At 35.1% G+C, this 18,347-nt stretch carries 16 protein-coding genes and 1 riboswitch; of the genes, 13 read left to right on the forward strand and 3 right to left on the reverse strand.

Annotation, left to right across the window (positions count from 1 at the left end; all coding sequences use genetic code 11):
- The first annotated feature begins 123 nt into the window (after window positions 1-123).
- A complete protein-coding gene (gene panE / locus CN288_RS14840) occupies window positions 124-1,038 on the forward strand; it encodes a 2-dehydropantoate 2-reductase (RefSeq protein ID WP_026592007.1) in 915 nt (304 codons plus the stop codon).
- Window positions 1,039-1,063: 25 nt separating this feature from the next.
- Here panE and CN288_RS14845 read toward each other — a convergent pair whose 3' ends face one another.
- Complete coding sequence (locus tag CN288_RS14845; RefSeq protein ID WP_026592006.1) at window positions 1,064-1,609, reverse strand: cupin domain-containing protein; 546 nt, start codon at window positions 1,607-1,609, stop codon at window positions 1,064-1,066.
- A 442-nt stretch (window positions 1,610-2,051) separates the two neighbouring features.
- Window positions 2,052-4,484 (reverse strand): PAS domain S-box protein, encoded by a 2,433-nt coding sequence (locus tag CN288_RS14850; RefSeq protein WP_098302550.1) that lies wholly within the window; start codon window positions 4,482-4,484, stop codon window positions 2,052-2,054.
- 369 nt (window positions 4,485-4,853) lie between these two features.
- Window positions 4,854-5,000: riboswitch (cyclic di-AMP (ydaO/yuaA leader) on the forward strand.
- A gap of 140 nt (window positions 5,001-5,140) precedes the next feature.
- Here CN288_RS14850 and CN288_RS14855 point away from each other — a divergent pair.
- The 12 genes from CN288_RS14855 to CN288_RS14905 all read left to right on the forward strand — a co-directional run bounded on the left by CN288_RS14855 (window position 5,141) and on the right by CN288_RS14905 (window position 17,827).
- Window positions 5,141-6,967, forward strand: coding sequence for an APC family permease (locus CN288_RS14855; protein WP_026592005.1), 1,827 nt, complete (start codon window positions 5,141-5,143; stop codon window positions 6,965-6,967).
- 56 nt (window positions 6,968-7,023) lie between these two features.
- Window positions 7,024-7,230: a hypothetical protein gene (locus CN288_RS28810; RefSeq protein ID WP_176527679.1), complete on the forward strand. Its 207-nt coding sequence runs from the start codon at window positions 7,024-7,026 to the stop codon at window positions 7,228-7,230.
- A 209-nt stretch (window positions 7,231-7,439) separates the two neighbouring features.
- Entirely contained in the window at window positions 7,440-8,378 is a 939-nt protein-coding gene (locus CN288_RS14860; RefSeq protein WP_026592004.1) for a sugar-binding transcriptional regulator, read from the forward strand.
- 208 nt (window positions 8,379-8,586) lie between these two features.
- The gene (gene deoC / locus CN288_RS14865) at window positions 8,587-9,258 is read left to right on the forward strand and encodes a deoxyribose-phosphate aldolase (RefSeq protein WP_026592002.1); all 672 of its coding nucleotides are present in this window, start codon (window positions 8,587-8,589) and stop codon (window positions 9,256-9,258) included.
- Window positions 9,259-9,369: 111 nt separating this feature from the next.
- Window positions 9,370-10,551, forward strand: a complete 1,182-nt coding sequence (locus CN288_RS14870) for a NupC/NupG family nucleoside CNT transporter (RefSeq protein ID WP_026592001.1) — start codon at window positions 9,370-9,372, stop codon at window positions 10,549-10,551.
- A gap of 36 nt (window positions 10,552-10,587) precedes the next feature.
- Window positions 10,588-11,889 (forward strand): pyrimidine-nucleoside phosphorylase, encoded by a 1,302-nt coding sequence (locus tag CN288_RS14875; protein WP_026592000.1) that lies wholly within the window; start codon window positions 10,588-10,590, stop codon window positions 11,887-11,889.
- A gap of 40 nt (window positions 11,890-11,929) precedes the next feature.
- Window positions 11,930-12,325 (forward strand): cytidine deaminase, encoded by a 396-nt coding sequence (locus CN288_RS14880; protein ID WP_026591999.1) that lies wholly within the window; start codon window positions 11,930-11,932, stop codon window positions 12,323-12,325.
- A gap of 306 nt (window positions 12,326-12,631) precedes the next feature.
- Complete coding sequence (locus tag CN288_RS14885) at window positions 12,632-14,983, forward strand: xanthine dehydrogenase family protein molybdopterin-binding subunit (protein ID WP_098302551.1); 2,352 nt, start codon at window positions 12,632-12,634, stop codon at window positions 14,981-14,983.
- Complete coding sequence (locus tag CN288_RS14890; protein WP_098302552.1) at window positions 14,970-15,806, forward strand: FAD binding domain-containing protein; 837 nt, start codon at window positions 14,970-14,972, stop codon at window positions 15,804-15,806. Before CN288_RS14885 ends, CN288_RS14890 begins: the two co-directional genes overlap by 14 nt.
- Complete coding sequence (locus CN288_RS14895; protein WP_098302553.1) at window positions 15,806-16,273, forward strand: (2Fe-2S)-binding protein; 468 nt, start codon at window positions 15,806-15,808, stop codon at window positions 16,271-16,273. Before CN288_RS14890 ends, CN288_RS14895 begins: the two co-directional genes overlap by 1 nt.
- Window positions 16,273-17,223, forward strand: a complete 951-nt coding sequence (locus tag CN288_RS14900; RefSeq protein WP_098302554.1) for an XdhC family protein — start codon at window positions 16,273-16,275, stop codon at window positions 17,221-17,223. Before CN288_RS14895 ends, CN288_RS14900 begins: the two co-directional genes overlap by 1 nt.
- A gap of 1 nt (window position 17,224) precedes the next feature.
- On the forward strand, window positions 17,225-17,827 hold the full coding sequence (locus CN288_RS14905) for a nucleotidyltransferase family protein (RefSeq protein ID WP_081811026.1): 603 nt from the start codon (window positions 17,225-17,227) through the stop codon (window positions 17,825-17,827).
- 141 nt (window positions 17,828-17,968) lie between these two features.
- On the opposite strand, the gene CN288_RS14910 is transcribed toward CN288_RS14905, so the two are convergent.
- Window positions 17,969-18,199, reverse strand: a complete 231-nt coding sequence (locus CN288_RS14910; protein ID WP_026591993.1) for a DUF896 domain-containing protein — start codon at window positions 18,197-18,199, stop codon at window positions 17,969-17,971.
- Window positions 18,200-18,347: the final 148 nt, after the last annotated feature.

Raw genomic sequence — 18,347 nt, forward strand, 5'->3', positions numbered from 1 at the left:
CATAATTTTAAAATAAAACTTTATTAAGAAGTTGAATCTTCTGTTAAATAAATAAGTCAGATGTATAATATAGTTATGCTACAAGGAAGTGAAATTTTCATAATTGGAAAAGGGGAGTTCTATATGCGTATTTTAGTATTAGGAGCTGGAGGAATTGGAGGATATTTTGGAGGCCGTTTAGTAGAAAAAGGGGAAGATGTTACGTTTCTCGTTCGTAGTGGACGAAAACAACAGCTTGAGAAAAATGGTCTTGTTATTCGTAGCATAAATGGAAATTTCTCCTTTATACCACAATTAATCACAAAAACTGAATCCGTAGATCCATTCGATTTAATTTTATTCTCAACAAAAACCTATCATTTAGAAGAAGCAATAAACGATTTGAAGCCATTTGTTGGTAAAAATACAATTATTATACCACTACTAAATGGTATAGCTCACTTATCTACATTGCAACAGGTATTTGGTGAGGATAAAGTTATTGGAGGTTTGTGTTTTATCGAAACAACATTAAACGGTGAGGGAGATGTTGTTCAAACTAGCTCTGCTAACCGACTTGTATTTGGGGAAATAAAACATTTACATACAGAGCGAATACAGGGGATTGCCAACACATTAAAGGGTACAAAAGCAAGTTTTGTTTTAAGTAATCATATCGTGCAAGATATGTGGCATAAATATTTATTTATTACTGTTATGTCAGGCGTGACTACGCTAATGCGCGCACCAATAGGTCCGATCCGTGAAAGTGATGGGGGACGGGACTTGATTCGGAATTTATTTAAAGAAGCAGCACAGATTATGAAAGCATCTGGGGCCCCCATTCAGGATAATATTGTTGACGAACATATGAAGACGATTGAGAAGATTTCATATGATATGAAATCTTCTATGCAGCGGGATATGGAAAAAGGTTCATCTATCGAGGGGGAGTACTTACAAGGATATTTGTTGAAATTAGCAAAACAATTTCATGTAGATGCTCCATTGTTAAAAATTATTTATCAAAATTTAAAAGTTTACGAAAAGATGTTGTAAGGGAACATTCAATATTTTATTTAATTTAAAACGAAGGTGGTGTCACTGAAAATAATACAATTGCCATTTCGTTGAAATTATTTTCCCATTTATGTTTTAAATTTGCTGGTATCTTTACACTATCACCAGCGTCTAATACATATTGTTCTTCATTTAGATATAACAAAATTTTTCCTTCTAAAATGACTGCAACTTCCTCACCTCTATGTTCCAGAGGATTTTCTGACGAAGAGGTATTGGGAGGAACATTCATAATCGCTGTTGCCAAATTACCAGTGCAATCAGGTGACAATAACTCATAAGATAAATTATCAACAATCATTTTCTTACGTTTATTGGATCTTACGATTAAATCATCTGTGTTTGTTTCTTCAATGAAAAAACTAAATGTTGGAACATCAAGGGATTTAGCTAAGACCTTTATGGTTTGTATTGAAGGATTTGCTAATCCACGTTCGATTTGGCTTAACATTGAAGGGGTAATTGCAGCTAATTTTGCTAACTCCTTACTGCTCAAGCCTTTAGCTTTTCTATACTTTTGTACTTTTTTTCCAATATCTATATTTTCCATGACTATACTCCTTAATATTTCGTTAAAATATATTTAAAATAATGAAATTTTTATTTAATGTTATCAATGTTTTTATGTCAAACTACCTTAAATTATAATTTAACATTCACATCGCTACAAGAAAATAAGGAGAATCAGATAAATGAAGGAGATTGAAAAGCTTCGCTCCATATGCAACCAAAGTATTTCCTGAAAGGCACCATCGAGGCTCCTTTAATGGAGTTTCTTCCGTGAAATAGTCTTTAGAGCAGGAATATCAACGAAATATATCAGGATCTATTAAAGTAAGGGAAGGAGTTGTGTATATTAAATCTATCCATAATATTTAAAAGCAAAAAAGTTTCTTTATTCTAAACTATAGAAAAGAAACTTTTTGCTTTTGAGATATGTTTATTTTAAATTTCATGGTGAAAGGGTGTACCTAAGAAGATGAATAAGAGCTTTAATTTTCGAGAGTAGATATAGGAAGATTAATATTAACTGTCGTTCCTTTGCCTACTTCACTTTCAATAAGTATCTTTCCTTGGTGCTTTTCGATAATTTTATAACAGATCATTAATCCTAAACCGATACCATTTTCTTTGATACTATAAAATGGTTCTCCTAGATAAGGTATACGATCTTTTTCAATTCCACACCCGTAATCAGTAAATCGAATGTTTACCTGGTTTTTATCTGGTACATCTTCGATTTGAATCAAGATTTCCCCTCCCATTGGAGTTGCTTCAATCGCATTTTTTAAGATATTTATAAAAGCTTGCTTTAATTGATTCCCTTCACAAAGGATGAATGAAGTATTAGATGTAAACTCAGTTGTAATTTGTATGTTGTTCATCATTGCTTGAGGCTGAAGTATCATTACAACTTGTTTCATTAATACATTAAGATCATTTGTTTTAATTTCTAACGCCTGAGGTTTTGCTAGCGCCATAAATTCATTGGTAATACTGTCTATTCGCTCAATCTCTGATAACACGATATCTATATAATGCTTATTGTTCTTATTTTCTGTTGATTTTAGTAAATGCATGAATCCTTTCATTGCTGTTAAAGGATTATTAATTTCATGGGCAATAGCAGTGGCTAATTGACCCACTACAGCAAGTTTCTCCGATTTTCGTAATAACTCCTCAGTTTTTAACCGCTCAGTGATATCTCGAGAGATACTCAAGAAAACGTTTTTGCCATTCAAGTTAAAAACACGGACACCAAACTCAGTTGTTATTGTTTTTCCTGTTGGAAAAACAAATTCATCTTGCAAAGTGAAAGAAGTTTGCCCATCTCTAATTTTCTCTATCACTCTATTGACCATTGGAGAATCTGGCGGAACGGTACTAGGAAATGGCATCGAGAGAAGTTCTTCTCTACTATATCCAAATCTTTTGCACCCAACAGGATTTACCTCAATAAATCGAACTGGAAATTGATCCTCATTTAGCTCTACTACGTATACCGCATCCGTTGCTTGTTCGATAAGTGCACGGTATTTCATCTCACTGCCTTTTAATTGTTGATGTAGATGCTGTAGTTTTCTTTCTGCTTGTTTTCTTTCAGAAATGTCCCTACAAATTCCTGATAAAGCAATTACATTGCCCTGTAAATCTAAAATGGGTGAAACTGTCAAGCTTACATCAATGAGAGTTTTGTCCTTGCGTTGTCGCACTGTTTCTAATTTAGTAATAACAGGATCTTTTGCGGTAATGTTTTTAATAGTTTCTAAAGTTTGATCCATTAAAAAATCTGGTACGCAAGGTAATTTTTTTCCCAAGATTTCTTTTTCTGACCATCCAAATATCTTTTCGTAAGCTTTATTGGCTTGTATCATGTGTCCGTCTAAATCAAATATGGTGATAGCATCTACGTTATGATTAATAAATGATTCCAACCGTTCTTTCGTTACCTTTAGTTCATTTTCTGCATTTTTTCTTTTCGTTATATCAACAGTAGAACCAACCACTTCAATCACTGTTCCCTTTCTTTTAACTGGCCTAAGAGAGAATAGAATAATAGTTTCATCATTTGGCCAAGGTAATTCGAAAGTGACTTCATTACCATCCCATGCCTGTTGATAATATTTTAGTAGTCGAGGTACTAAATGGAATGGAACAATGGAAGAATCTATGGTAGGTAAACTTTTCCCTACCACTTGTTCAGAGTGAAAACCATGTTGATAAAATAACTGTCCATCACATAAAGTATGAATAAAATTCCCATCCACTTTTTTAAATTTAAAAATACCTCCTTGCAGTTCATGTACGGTATCCCTTAATTCTTGCTTTGATTCTTGTAATGTTTCATTCGCTTTAGTTAAATTTTGTGTTAAATAATATAATTTTTGATAGGACTCCATAAGAAAAATACTGATCAATAGTCCAGAAGATATAAATAATGTACCTTGAATGTCAAAAAGTATAAGTGGTATAGAAGGAAAAAAGTATCCAAATACCAAATGGATCATAGCTATGTAAACAGCTAGATAGAGAAAGACTCTCTTAAAGGGATGAAGCTTCTTGAGATATGTTTCAAAAATAGTATATATAGTAGCTATTCCTAAAGAAACAATCAAAGATGGTCCCCAATTACCACCAAGATAGAAAATACGCATAATTATAATAAATGTTATTGTAATCCAACCAGCCGTACGACCAAAATAAATGTACGAAATTATAAGAGGAGCCATTCGGAGATCATAAAACAATCCCATGTGCTTAAAATTAAAGACCATCAAAATAGTAGCTATGATACCGGCAACTATTCCTCCATATAGCTGATTTAATTTAGAATGAATATTCAAAATCAACACTCGAATAAATATAGCTGAGCTAACTAAGAAAGCAAAAATAGATAGATTAATGAAGAATCCTTTGAAGATCATGTAATATTCCTCCTCTCATTGAACGTATTCGACAAAAAGCAAGGAAATCCTACAAATAAAACGGGTTTTCAGATTGAATGTTTTGAATATTGTTATTTGAAAAGGTGAAGTCAATTTATTAATAGATAGCACATATAAATCATTTGGTAATGGTGCAAAAACTCTTGTTAGTTATCTCTTAAACTTGAACATATTGTGTAGACTTTATGTTTTTATGAAATGATTTTGCATCAGGACCATTATGTTTATTGATGAAGTAAAATCCTACAAAATCATTACAACTGTTCTATTTCTAAAAATTTAAGCCCTTATTTAAAAATTTGTATTTACTTTTTCTAAATAAGGGAGTATTATAATCGACAGTTTCAAATTTCTAAATCGCTGAAACCGCATGGTACGGGGGACCCGTTTTTATGGATTAGTGCATAATCCAAGGGGTGAATCCTTGAAAAAGGTAGGGCTACTCACAGGCCCGAATCCGACAGCTAACCTCGTAAGCGTTATATGAGAAGGAAGGTGGAGCTTGTGCGACAAAAAAATTGATGTCTACAAGTTTATTCGTCATGGACTTGTAGGCATTTTTTATTTTCTTAAAAGTCCGTTTTTTACTGAACTAACAGAGAGAAATGCATAAAATTATTGGAGAGTGAAGATCAGTGGTTTCTTCCATAAAAAGATTTTTAATTGGTCGACCGTTAAAATCAACTGAATTAGGAGAGCAAAAGCTTAATAAAACGAAAGCATTAGCGATTCTTTCTTCTGATGCTTTGTCATCAGTGGCATATGGTCCAGAGCAAATATTAATTGCTCTATCTGCAGTTGGTGCGTTAGCATTTTGGTATTCTATTCCAATCGCAATAGGAGTCTTAGTTTTGTTAACAGCTCTAATTTTGTCTTATAGACAAATTATTTTTGCGTATCCTCATGGGGGAGGAGCGTATGTAGTATCAAAAGAAAATTTAGGGGTGAATCCAGGGTTAATAGCTGGAGGTTCCTTATTAGTAGACTATATTTTAACGGTGGCAGTAAGTGTATCTGCAGGTACAGATGCGATTACATCTGCTTTTCCTAGTCTACATGCTCATAATGTGGTTATTGCAATCATATTTGTCATATTTATTACAATCTTGAACTTAAGAGGCGTAACGGAGTCAGCTTCTGTTTTAGCTTATCCCGTTTATTTATTTGTTTTAGCGCTATTTATATTAATCGGTGTAGGTATATACAACATTGTAACAGGTGAAGTCTCACCTAATTTGCATACACCAATCGGTACACCAGTAGCAGGGATTAGTTTGTTTTTACTTTTAAAAGCATTTGCATCAGGTAGTTCTGCTTTGACAGGTGTTGAAGCTATTTCCAATGCTATTCCGAACTTTAAAGATCCAGCTCCTAAAAATGCTGCGAAAACGTTACTTGCGATGGGCCTATTACTTGCAGTGTTATTCTCAGGAATTGTATTTTTAGCTTACTATTATGGTATTACTCCAAGTAAAGAGGTAACAGTTGTTTCACAAATTGCCGAAGAAACATTTGGACGGAACTTCATGTATTTCTTTATTCAAGGAACAACAGCGTTGATATTAATCCTTGCTGCTAATACTGGTTATTCTGCTTTTCCTTTACTAGCAGTTAATCTTGCAAAAGATAAGTTTATACCTAGAATGTTTACAGTTAGGGGAGACCGATTAGGATATTCAAATGGAATTATCATACTTGGAATTGCTTCAATTCTCTTAATTAGTGCTTTCCAAGGGCAAACAGAACATCTTATTCCACTTTATGCAGTAGGTGTGTTTATTCCATTTACGTTGTCTCAGTCAGGGATGGTGGTAAAATGGATTCGAGAAAAGCCTGAAGGATGGATCTTAAAATTAACGATTAATTTAACTGGTGCTATTATTAGTTTTATAGTTATGAGTATGTTCTTTTTAACTAAGTTTGCACAAGTTTGGACAGTTTTAATTTTCTTACCTGTCATTATTATTGTTTTTCATCGAATTAGAAAGCATTATGAAGCGGTAGGAGATCAATTAAGTCTTAAAACCTGTGAACCAATTGTGCCGATTGAAGGGAATGTAATCATTGTTCCTGTTGCTGGTATGACTCATGTAGTAGAGAACTCATTAAATTATGCTAAATCCCTTTCACCAGATCAGGTCATAGCTGTTTACGTTTCTTTTGAAAGAGAAGATGAGAAGAAGTTTGAAGAAAAATGGAAGAAATGGCAGCCTGAAGTTAGACTGGTGACACTACACTCTCATTACAGAAGTATTATTCAGCCGCTAACCAAATTTATTGACACAGTTCAATATAAAGCTAGCGAATCAAATTATCGGGTTACTGTAGTAATACCGCAATTTATTCCTAAAAAAGGTTGGCACAATATTCTTCATAACCAGTCGAGCTTATTGATTCGTGCATTCTTGCTTTATAAGAGAAATGTAGTTATTACGACTGTACCGTATCATTTGAAAAAATAAAGATTGGAAAATAAGTAATTTCTTAGGTAGCTTTACTGAGGTAGAGCTACCTTTTCTTGTTTGCCATCATTTTAAAGTCGATTACGAAAGTAGAGGGAATTATGGATCTTCGAGTTTTTATCATTTTAACTGAGAAGACCTCTTCTCTAAACGAAGTGAAGGTGAGGGTAGTTTATAAAGAGGATCTGAATACAGCAAGAGATAGCTGGCAGGATGTCAAGAATTATACAGAAAAATTACATGAGGATGCAAAAGTAAAATAAATAGAGAGTAAAGAAAACGTATATGTTGTAGTAAGGAGAAAAAAGAGAGACTTATTCGTGGGAATTTTCACGCTATAAATCGGTCATTTTGAAGTGATTTATCTTTGGGAAGTTGGCAGATGGTCGAATTTTCTAGAATAAAGCGGTATAATGCTTGTAAGTACGATGTATATGAGTATAGAAAATGTAAGGAAGGACATATCGTTAGTATGGATAAAGAAAAACAACAACTAAGCGTTGAAGTTGCAAGATTATACTACCAATCTGATTATAGCCAACAAGAAATTGCAAATAAATTGAATATCTCCAGACCAACCATTTCAAGACTGTTAAAATATGCGAAAGAAAAAGGGTTTGTTCAAATTCATATAGCGGATCCATTTGCTGATTTAGATAATGTAGGTAACCTACTTAAAGAAAAATATAATTTATTAGAAGTGCACATCGTATTTTCCCCTGTACCAGAGTACACGGCGATTACGGAGTATATAAGTAAGTATGCTGCTGAATACATGGAGAAGACTGTTACAAATGGTGATATCGTCGGTGTGAGCTGGGGAACCACTATGTATGAAATCGCAAGGAAAATTGTGCCGCAACATGTAAAAGGGGTAGAGGTTGTTCAATTAAAAGGAGGTATTAGTCACTCAAGTGTTAATACGTATGCAAATGAAACGATTGCTTTATTTGCAGATGCCTTTCAAACAACACCTCGAAATTTGCCGCTTCCAGTTATATTTGATAACGCAGTTACAAAGGAATTAGTGGAACAGGATCGACATATTCACCATATTATTGAAATGGGAAAACAAGCGGATATTGCGATTTTTACAGTCGGAACTGTTAGAGATGAAGCTTTATTGTTTCGGTTAGGCTATTTAGATAAACAAGAAATGAGCCTATTGAAAGAACAAGCTGTTGGAGACATTTGTTCACGTTTCTTTGATGGAGATGGTAAAATTTGTAGCGAGGAAATTAATCAACGCACAATTGGAATTGATTTAGAAGAATTACGTCTAAAGAAACGTTCTGTTCTTGTTGCTGGAGGTTCTAGAAAAGTAAAGGCAATTGATGGTGCGTTAAGCGGAGGGTATGCGAATGTGTTGATTATCGATCAGCATACCGCGAAAGAGCTTTTAAATTATTAAAAAGGTTAAAATGGAAGTTTCACTTTATGAATGAATAAATTTTGTGCTTTATGAGGGAGCTGTTAATATCGCAGCTCTCTTTTTGTGTCAATTTCAAAAACTTATTGCACTATCTCGAAAAAAATTGAACAAAATTTCAAAAGTGTGTTTACATTTGTTCAAGGTGGAGTTAGAATGAAGTTGTTAAAAGATATGAGGAGTGAAGAAAATGAACATTGCAAAGTTAATTGATCATACAGTTTTGAAACCGGATACTAAAAAAGAAGACGTTATGAAAGTTTTAGAAGAAGCAAAAAAATACAATTTCGCTTCTGTTTGTATTAATCCAACATGGGTGAAATTAGCAGCTGAAGAATTAGCAGGACACGACGTGGATGTTTGCACAGTAATTGGTTTTCCTTTAGGTGCAAATACAACTGAAACAAAAGTATTTGAAACAAAAGATGTAATTGCAAAAGGTGCGACTGAAGTTGATATGGTAATCAACGTTGGCGCTTTAAAAGATGGCGATAATGAATTCGTTGAAAAAGATATTTACGAAGTTGTACAAGCTGCAAAAGGAAAAGCACTTGTAAAAGTTATTATTGAAACTTGTTTATTAACAGATGAAGAAAAAGTACGTGCCTGCGAATTGTCAGTAAAAGCTGGTGCTGATTTTGTAAAAACTTCAACTGGATTCTCAACTGGTGGAGCGACTGCTGAAGATATCGCATTAATGCGTAAAACAGTTGGAGCAAATGTTGGTGTGAAAGCATCTGGTGGTGTTCGTACAAGAGAAGATGCTGAGAAAATGATTGAAGCTGGGGCTTCTAGAATCGGTGCAAGTGCAAGTGTTGCAATTGTATTAAATGACACAGAAGGCGCTTCAGATAACTACTAATTTATAAAGATTTAGAAGTAATAGATACACATATTGCAAGGAGCAGGGTGTATCTATTGCTTTAACAATTGAAAAATATGTAACCGGATACGGAAAAGGAGGGAGAATGTTATGAAATATGTAATCGGTATCATAGGCTTGATCATTGTGTTAGGCATCGCCTGGCTTGCTAGTAATAATAGAAGAAAAGTGAAATATCGCCCTATTATCACAATGATTGTGCTTCAGTTTATTTTAGGTTTCTTACTATTAAATACGAGCATCGGGAACATATTGATTGCTGGGATTGCAGATGGTTTTGGACAATTGTTAAAGTATGCTGGTGATGGTGTTAATTTCGTGTTTGGTGGGTTAGTAAATCAAAAAGAATTTTCATTCTTTTTAGGAGTATTAATGCCAATTGTTTTTATATCAGCTTTAATTGGTATCCTGCAGCACTTTAAGATATTGCCGATCATTGTAAAAGGGATTGGTTTAGCTTTAAGCAAAATAAATGGAATGGGGAAACTTGAATCGTATAATGCTGTAGCTTCAGCGATTCTAGGACAATCAGAAGTATTTATTTCGGTTAAGAAACAATTAGGTTTATTATCGGAAAGAAGATTATATACATTATGCGCATCTGCAATGTCAACAGTTTCTATGTCGATTGTCGGATCATACATGGTTTTATTGAAACCACAGTATGTTGTAACCGCTTTAGTACTTAACTTGTTTGGTGGATTTATTATTGCTTCTATCATTAACCCTTACGAGGTTACTGAAGAAGAAGATATGTTAGAAGTACAAGAGGAAGAGAAAAAGACCTTTTTTGAAGTATTAGGGGAGTATATAATTGATGGATTTAAAGTTGCTATTACAGTGGCAGCTATGCTAATTGGTTTCGTTGCTTTAATCGCTTTCATCAATGCTATTTTTAAAGGAGCGATAGGTATTTCATTCCAAGAAATTCTTGGCTATGTATTTGCACCGTTTGCATTTATTATGGGAGTTCCTTGGCATGAAGCTGTTAACGCAGGTAATATTATGGCGACAAAACTTGTATCAAATGAATTTGTGGCAATGACAGATTTAGCACAAGGTAACTTTAATTTCTCTGGAAGAACAACAGCTATTATATCCGTGTTCCTTGTTTCATTTGCGAACTTCTCTTCAATTGGAATTATTGCAGGGGCTGTTAAGAGCTTAAATGAAAAACAAGGGAATGTAGTAGCAAAATTTGGTTTGAAATTACTTTTCGGTGCAACGTTAGTAAGTTTCTTATCAGCAACGATAGTTGGTTTAATATACTAAAAGTTTCATAGAAAATAAAAAGGATTGGTGATTAAAATGAGAATGGTAGATATTATTGCGAAAAAACGTGATGGTAAAGAATTAACAACAGAGGAGATCGGGTTCTTTATTAAAGGATATACAGATGGATCAATACCTGATTATCAAGTGAGTGCATTGGCAATGGCTATCTTTTTCAAAGACATGTCTGACCGTGAACGTGCTGATTTAACGATGGCTATGGTGAATTCTGGAGAAACAATTGATTTATCGGAAATTGAAGGGGTTAAAGTAGATAAACATTCAACTGGTGGTGTTGGTGATACAACAACATTAGTTTTAGGACCATTAGTAGCTGCTTTAGATGTACCGGTTGCAAAAATGTCTGGTCGAGGTTTAGGACATACAGGTGGTACGATTGATAAATTAGAAGCAGTAGAGGGCTTCCATGTTGAAATTACGAAGGAGCAGTTCATTGATTTAGTGAACCGTGATAAGGTTGCAGTTATTGGGCAAACAGGAAATTTAACACCTGCCGATAAAAAAATATACGCATTACGTGATGTTACTGGAACAGTGAATTCAATTCCGTTAATCGCAAGTTCAATTATGAGTAAAAAGATTGCAGCTGGTGCTGATGCGATTGTTCTTGATGTTAAGACAGGTGCTGGTGCATTCATGAAAACAGAAGAGGATGCGAAAGAATTAGCACATGCGATGGTACGAATCGGAAATAATGTTGGACGTCAAACAATGGCTGTTATTTCAGATATGTCACAACCTCTTGGTTTTGCAATTGGTAATGCTCTTGAAGTAAAAGAAGCAATTGACACATTAAAAGGGGAAGGTCCAGAAGATTTAACGGAATTAGTCCTTGTATTAGGTAGTCAAATGGTGGTACTTGGTAAAAAGGCTGATACATTAGAAGAAGCACGTGAAATGTTGAAAGAAGTTATGAAGAATGGAAAAGCGATTGAGAAATTCAAAGAGTTTTTAAGTAACCAAGGCGGAGATAGCTCGATTGTAGATTACCCAGAAAAATTACCACAAGCGAAATATGTAATTGATGTGCCAGCTAAAACTTCAGGTGTTGTCTCTAACATTGTGGCAGATGAAATCGGTATTGCTGCCATGCTTTTAGGAGCAGGCCGCGCAACTAAAGAGGACGAAATTGATTTAGCAGTTGGTTTAATGCTACGTAAAAAAGTGGGCGAAGTTGTAAAAGAAGGGGAATCACTTGTTACAATTTATGCAAATCGTGAAAATGTGGACGATGTAAAAGCTAAAATTTATGAAAACATTTCTGTATCAGAAAAGGCTGAAACTCCAAAATTAATTCATACAATTATTACTGATTAATGATTAGTAACATGGAATTTACTTTGAGGAGGAAATAGTTATGGATAAAAAAAGATACATTGCAGAAGCATCAAAAATGTTGTCAAAAGCATATATTCCGTATTCTAAATTCCCTGTGGGAGCAGCGTTAGTTACGAAAGAAGGTAAAATTTATACTGGTTGCAACATTGAAAACGCTTCTTATGGTTTATGTAACTGTGCGGAAAGAACCGCTATATTCAAAGCAGTATCAGAAGGAGAACGCGATTTTAGCTATTTAGTAATCACAGGTGAAACAGATGGACCTATTTCACCATGCGGAGCTTGTAGACAAGTCATTGCAGAGTTTTGTGATCCTAAAATGCCAGTTTTATTAACAAATCAAAAAGGTGATGAAAAAGAAGTAACGGTGGAACAATTGCTTCCAGGTGCTTTTTCGATAGAGGATTTAATCTAATTTCAAATGAATAAGAGAAAGAAGTTGTCCTAAAATTCATATGTTGGGAGAGCTTCTTTTTTTGTGTGAAGAATAGGTTTTTAATTAAGCGTTGAGATTCTGTTTAGGAAAGACATTTTTCTATTTAAATGAGAATTTGCTGGGGTTGGATCGACCGTTTTGCAGGAGTACTCTTTCTGTCTGCTTCTTAGCTATTTCAACCTCGTAAACTGTCCACAAGGTTAGGCGAATCTATAAAGAGTTTCGTACTAAACGAAGGGAGCTACGAATAGGCTGGTAGAAGAGTAGAAAGAAGGGAGGTCTAAAATGAAACCGTATCACATCATTGGAAAAAGTATTAAACGAAAAGAAGGTGCCGACAAAGTAACGGGAAGAGCAAAATATGTAGATGACGAGATTGAGATAGGTACTTTATATGCAAAACTCTTAACAAGTGTATATGCACATGCTGTTATTGAGAGTATTGATATAAGGAGAGCAAAGGAAATCCCGGGTGTTCATGCTGTGATAACAGGAGCAGATTATCCTATTCTTGTCGGTTCTAGTATTGTAGATCGTCCCCTGTTAGCCTATGAAAAAGTTCGGTATTTTGGTGAGCCTATAGCACTTGTTGTAGCGGATAGCGAGGCGATTGCTAAACATGCCTCAGCGCAAATACGTGTTACATATAAGAAACTTCCTGTGGTTCATGCCCCGCTACAAGCCTATTTAGAAAGAGATATACTCGTACATGAAAACGTAGAACAATATGAATTAGAAGAAGAAGTATATCCAGAAGCACATACAAACATTGCAAATCGGACGAAAATTCGTAAGGGAGATATTCGAGAAGGGTTTGCAAATAGCGAAGTTGTTGTAGAGGAAACGTTTTCTTTTCGGCAATCTGATCATACTGCAATGGAGACGCGATGTGCGAAAGCAGAAATTAAGCCAAATGGAGAGGTTATTATTCATTCTACTTCGCAAGCACCTTTTGAAATTAAAAGATTACTTAGTAAAGCGTTTCAAATTGATGAGAAAAAAATAATTGTACATGTGCCTTTAGTTGGAGGGGCGTATGGTGGGAAAACAACGGTACAACTTGAGTATTTAGTATATCTTGCTTCTAAAGCAGTGGATGGGAGGCGTGTTACTCTTCGGAATAGTAGAGAAGAAGATTTTGTAACGTCGCCTGTTCACATTGGTTTACAAGCAAAAGTAAAGCTTGGATGTACAAAGAATGGGAAATTACAAGCAGCAGAGATTTTATATTTATTTGATGGCGGTGCGTATGCTGATCGGGCAGTGACTATGAGTAAAGCGGCCGGATTAGATTGTACAGGTCCATACTCAATTCAGCATGTATCTTGTGATTCGCTTTGTATGTACACGAATCATACATATGCGACATCGTTTCGTGGGTTTAGTCATGCTGAGTATACATTTGTAATTGAAAGAATGATAGATATATTGGCAAATAAAATAGATATGTGTCCGCTCGAGTTTCGTATGAAAAATGCAATTAAGCAAGGAGATACAACACCAACACAAGTAACGGTCACTAAAAGTAATACAGGGGATATTCAGGCGTGTATACAAAAGTTAAAGTCGCTTATTAATTGGGAAGAAGGGAATCGAATTATTTTATCAAATGGAAGGATACGAGCAAAAGGAATTAGTTGCTTTTGGAAAAATTCGACGACACCTAATAATGCTGGAGCGGGTGCGACTATAACTTTTAATGGTGATGGAAGTGTAAATGTTAATTGTGGTGCAGTTGAAATTGGGCAAGGAACGAAAACAACTTTAACACAAATGGTTGCAGAAAAAATGAATATGAAAGTTAAAGATGTATCTATTATGATGGAAGTCAACACACAAATAGCGCCAAAACATTGGAAAACAGCTGCTAGTCGAACGACACATCTCGTTGGAAATGCAGTTGTAAAAGCGACTGAAGATGCAATGAAGCAGTTACTAGATACAGCAGCTAATATACTTGGAATACCAGTGCATGAGTTAGCAATTAAGAATAAAGTTGTATATGTAAAAACAAACCCAGATATGTATGTATCATTTTCAAAGATTGTTTTTGGATATGTTGATTCGAGTGGAAATGTGTATGGTTCGCCGATAATTGGCAGAGGTGCTTATGTATTTGAAGGGATTACGAAGATTGATTATGAGACAGGAAAAGGACAAGGTGGACCTGAATGGGGAGTGGGCGCACAGGCAATCGAGGTAGAATTTGATCCACAAGTATATACATATAAATTAATAAAAGCAGTAACGGTTGCAGATGCAGGAAGGATTTTAAATAGAAAGGGAGCAGAAACACAAATTATAGGGGCTATGAGTATGGGATTAAGTTTTGCGACGAGAGAAACATTTCACTATGACTTGTATGGGAGAGTTCTTAATAATCAGTTTCGTTCTTATAAAGTGATGCATTATGGGCAACACCCAAAATACATTGCTGAATTTGTGGAAGTACCGCATGATCAAGCTGCATTTGGATCAAGAGGGCTTGGTGAGCATGGAATTATCGGTATGCCCGCTGCTTTAGCGAATGCGTTATCTATTGCAGCTAGTATTTCACTTCGTCAATTACCTATTAATCCTGAATTGATTTGGAAAGTAAAACAAACAAAGGAGAATGGTGTATATGATACCATTTGACTTTGAATATTATCGTCCAAATTCTATTGAAGAAGCAATCCGATTATTTCATCAGCTGGATAAAGAGGGAAAAAGGCCCATTTATTATGGAGGAGGCACTGAAATTATTACAATGGGGCGTCTGCAACAAATTGTCACGAAAGCGGTCATTGATTTAAAAGATATTCCCGAATGTAACATTTGTGAATGGAATGGCCAAAAGCTTATTCTAGGAGCTACATTAACATTAACAAAAGTTCAAGAGGAAAAAGTATTCCCTCTTCTTGGAGAAACTGCCGGAAGAGCTGCAGACCACACAGCAAGAAATAAAATTACGCTTGGTGGCAACATTGCAGGGAAAATTATATATAGAGAAGCGGTACTCCCATTTTTACTAGCGGATAGTACATTTGTTGTTGCAGGAAAAGAAGGTGTGAAATATATAAGGGCACAGGAGGCCTTTATTGAGAAGTTACAATTGCAAAAAGGAGAGTTTCTTGTACAAATTATTACTGATCAAAAATATATAGAATCTCCTTATTACAGTGTAAAAAAAAGACAATTAGAGAAAATTGATTACCCACTTGTAACGGTTGCTGCGTTAAAAAGTGATGAAAATATTCGAATCGCATTTAGTGGATTGTGCGCATTTCCATTTCGGTCGCTCGCGGTAGAATCGGTGCTAAATGATGGAAGTATACCAGTTAAGAAGAGAATTGAGCGCGTCCTTTTTCATATTCCTGCACCTATATTAGATGATATACGAGGTTCGCGTGCTTATCGTATATTTATTTTGCAACATGTGCTTTATGATGTGCTGATGAAGCTTGAAGGGGTGAAGTAATGGGAAAGGGACAATTTATTCTTCATGTGAATGAGGAAGATAGAGAAGTGATTGTCAGAATGGCAGATACGTTATTATATACATTACGACATAACCTCGGTCTAACTGGAGCTAAACCGGGATGTGAAAACGGTGATTGTGGTGCTTGTACAGTTCTTGTTGAGGGGCTACCAATTAAGTCTTGTATTATGTTAGCCGTAGAAGCTATTGGTAAGCGGATTACAACGATTGAAGGCTTACGGGAAACACCTATTCAGCAAGCTTTTGAAGACAAATGGGCTTTTCAGTGTGGATATTGTACGCCTGGATTTATTATAAATTGTCATGCGCTCGTTACAAAAAAAATGGACATGGATGATTCAGTTATTGAAGAATGGTTAAGTTCTAATATTTGCCGGTGCACAAGTTATCAAGAAATTGAAGAAGCTGTGAAATCTGTCTTACAAAAGAAACGGGAGAATCAATAATGACTTCTATTTATACTGTACTAGAAGCCCTACTATCATGTGAACAACGGTGTGCTGTAGCAACTATTATTCATGTGGAAGGTTCTGCATATTGTAAAGAGGGAACTATCATGCTTTTTTGTGAAGATGGAACAAAAGTCGGAATATTAAGTGCAGGTTGTTTAGAAGAAGAGGTTTCTATTTATGCAGCCGAAGTAATGGAGAATCAAACATGGTCTATTCATCAATTTAATACGAGGGCAGAAGATGATTTATCTTTGGGAATGGGATGTAATGGCATCATTCATATATTAGTTGAGTATATAGATGAAGAGTACAAAGTTTTTTTGCAAACACTATATGAATACCTTAAGAAGGGTATTTCAGTTCGAATGATAAAAAATATTTCTTTAATACAAACTTTATTTATTAGTGAGAATGGTGACACGTTTGGGAATGAGGAAGTTTTGTTTCCAATTCATTCCTTACATGGTTTACACGGTAAATGGTTTTATCAACACTTTACACCAAAGCCAAGGCTTTGTATTTTTGGAGCAGGCGAGGATGCAAAACCGCTTGTTCGGTTTGCAAAAGAAGTAAACTTTTTTGTAACAGTCTGTGATTGGAGAGAATCGCTATGTAATGCTGCACGTTTTCCGAGTGCAGATGTTTGTATAAGTGGATTTCCAAAAGAGGTTGTACCACAACTTCTATTAAGCAAAGAAGATTTTGTTGTGATTATGACTCACCATTTTCAGCGTGATCAACAATTGATCGAACTTTTATTGGAACAATGTGTTCGCTATATCGGTATTCTAGGTCCACGTCATCGCACTGCTCGTCTGTTAGAAGGAAAGGCGATACCTAAAAACGTTCATTCTCCGGTAGGGCTTGCGATTGGTGGAAAAGGACCAACTGAAATTGCGATTAGTATTATAGCTGAAATTGTTCAAGAATTAAGGGGGAAGTAAAATTAAGATTGCTGGTATATATTTAGCTGCTGGAAACAGTCGGAGGATGGGACCCGGAATACACAAGTTACACCTTCCATTACAAGGGGAACCACTTGGGAGCCTAGCGTTACAAGCAGCAATTTCTTCAAGGCTCTCACATATTATTGTTGTTACGAATGAGCCTGCTTGGATGTTAAAAAGAATGCACCGTGAAAATGTGCACATTCTTTCTTGTCCAAATGCTTGTAGAGGACAGTCGTACTCTCTTCAATGCGGTATTGAGAAGGCGAAACGAATGAATGTTGATGGAGTGATGGTCCTTCTGGCTGATCAACCATTTGTGACAGCTGAATTTATTAATAAGATAATAGGTTGCTATGAGCAAAATAAAAACATTCATTTTGTAGCAGCGAGTTATAGGGGAATAAGGCAACCGCCTGTTTTATTTACAAAGAAAGTATTTCCACTTTTTCAAACGTTGAAAGGGGATGAAGGAGCACGCGCGATTTTTATGAAGCCTACGATAAATGGAATTTCATTGTTGTCGGAAAGTGAGAGAATGTTTTTTGATGTAGATACATGGGGGAATTATCAACAGGTGAGACAAGAATATGAGGAATGATATGGTGTTTAAATCACAATGTAGTACGTATGAAACTATGTCTATACTATAAAAAGAGCCAAAATTTCTCAATTTAGAAATTGGGCTCTTTTTATGTTGATACGATTTTGTAAAATTGGTCGTTTGCATCGATCTTAGATCTCATTTTTTAACGTTCATACGATTTTGTGCATGCTGTAAAGCAAGTGGAGTAACATTTTCTCCGTTAGGATCTACAATCGTTGTATTTAATAAAATGGAATCTAAACTCCCGCGAAATTCCTTCATGTAGCTTTGTCTTAACATTTGCTGTTCTTGTTTTTCAATTTCTTGAAGTCCTGAAATTCTTTCTTTTTTTGCCAATTCATTAATACGAAATAATATATGTTTCATTTTCTTCACCTCTGTTATTTAACTATAAATTAGTAACTTACTAATTTATAGTTATTTTAATATTTCTTTTTGATTATGTCAATAGTTGTAAATGAAAAAGACATTCTTTTCTCCAAGAAGAGTGTCTAACTGTGCTACATTAGATTCA

Origin of the sequence: Bacillus sp. AFS023182 (genome assembly GCF_002560575.1) — a bacterium.
GTDB classification, from domain to species: Bacteria; Bacillota; Bacilli; order Bacillales; family Bacillaceae_G; genus Bacillus_A; species Bacillus_A arachidis.

Bases quoted from the DNA above. Each gene is read 5' to 3' on its own strand.
- CN288_RS14900 (WP_098302554.1), top strand. From the start codon at position 16,273: ATGACTTCTATTTATACTGTACTAGAAGCCCTACTATCATGTGAACAA.
- CN288_RS14850 (WP_098302550.1), bottom strand. From the start codon at position 4,484: ATGATCTTCAAAGGATTCTTCATTAATCTATCTATTTTTGCTTTCTTA.
- CN288_RS14910 (WP_026591993.1), bottom strand. From the start codon at position 18,199: ATGAAACATATATTATTTCGTATTAATGAATTGGCAAAAAAAGAAAGA.
- CN288_RS14860 (WP_026592004.1), top strand. From the start codon at position 7,440: ATGGATAAAGAAAAACAACAACTAAGCGTTGAAGTTGCAAGATTATAC.
- CN288_RS14845 (WP_026592006.1), bottom strand. From the start codon at position 1,609: ATGGAAAATATAGATATTGGAAAAAAAGTACAAAAGTATAGAAAAGCT.
- panE (WP_026592007.1), top strand. From the start codon at position 124: ATGCGTATTTTAGTATTAGGAGCTGGAGGAATTGGAGGATATTTTGGA.
- CN288_RS14880 (WP_026591999.1), top strand. From the start codon at position 11,930: ATGGATAAAAAAAGATACATTGCAGAAGCATCAAAAATGTTGTCAAAA.
- CN288_RS14875 (WP_026592000.1), top strand. From the start codon at position 10,588: ATGAGAATGGTAGATATTATTGCGAAAAAACGTGATGGTAAAGAATTA.
- CN288_RS14890 (WP_098302552.1), top strand. From the start codon at position 14,970: ATGATACCATTTGACTTTGAATATTATCGTCCAAATTCTATTGAAGAA.
- CN288_RS14870 (WP_026592001.1), top strand. From the start codon at position 9,370: ATGAAATATGTAATCGGTATCATAGGCTTGATCATTGTGTTAGGCATC.
- CN288_RS14885 (WP_098302551.1), top strand. From the start codon at position 12,632: ATGAAACCGTATCACATCATTGGAAAAAGTATTAAACGAAAAGAAGGT.
- deoC (WP_026592002.1), top strand. From the start codon at position 8,587: ATGAACATTGCAAAGTTAATTGATCATACAGTTTTGAAACCGGATACT.
- CN288_RS14895 (WP_098302553.1), top strand. From the start codon at position 15,806: ATGGGAAAGGGACAATTTATTCTTCATGTGAATGAGGAAGATAGAGAA.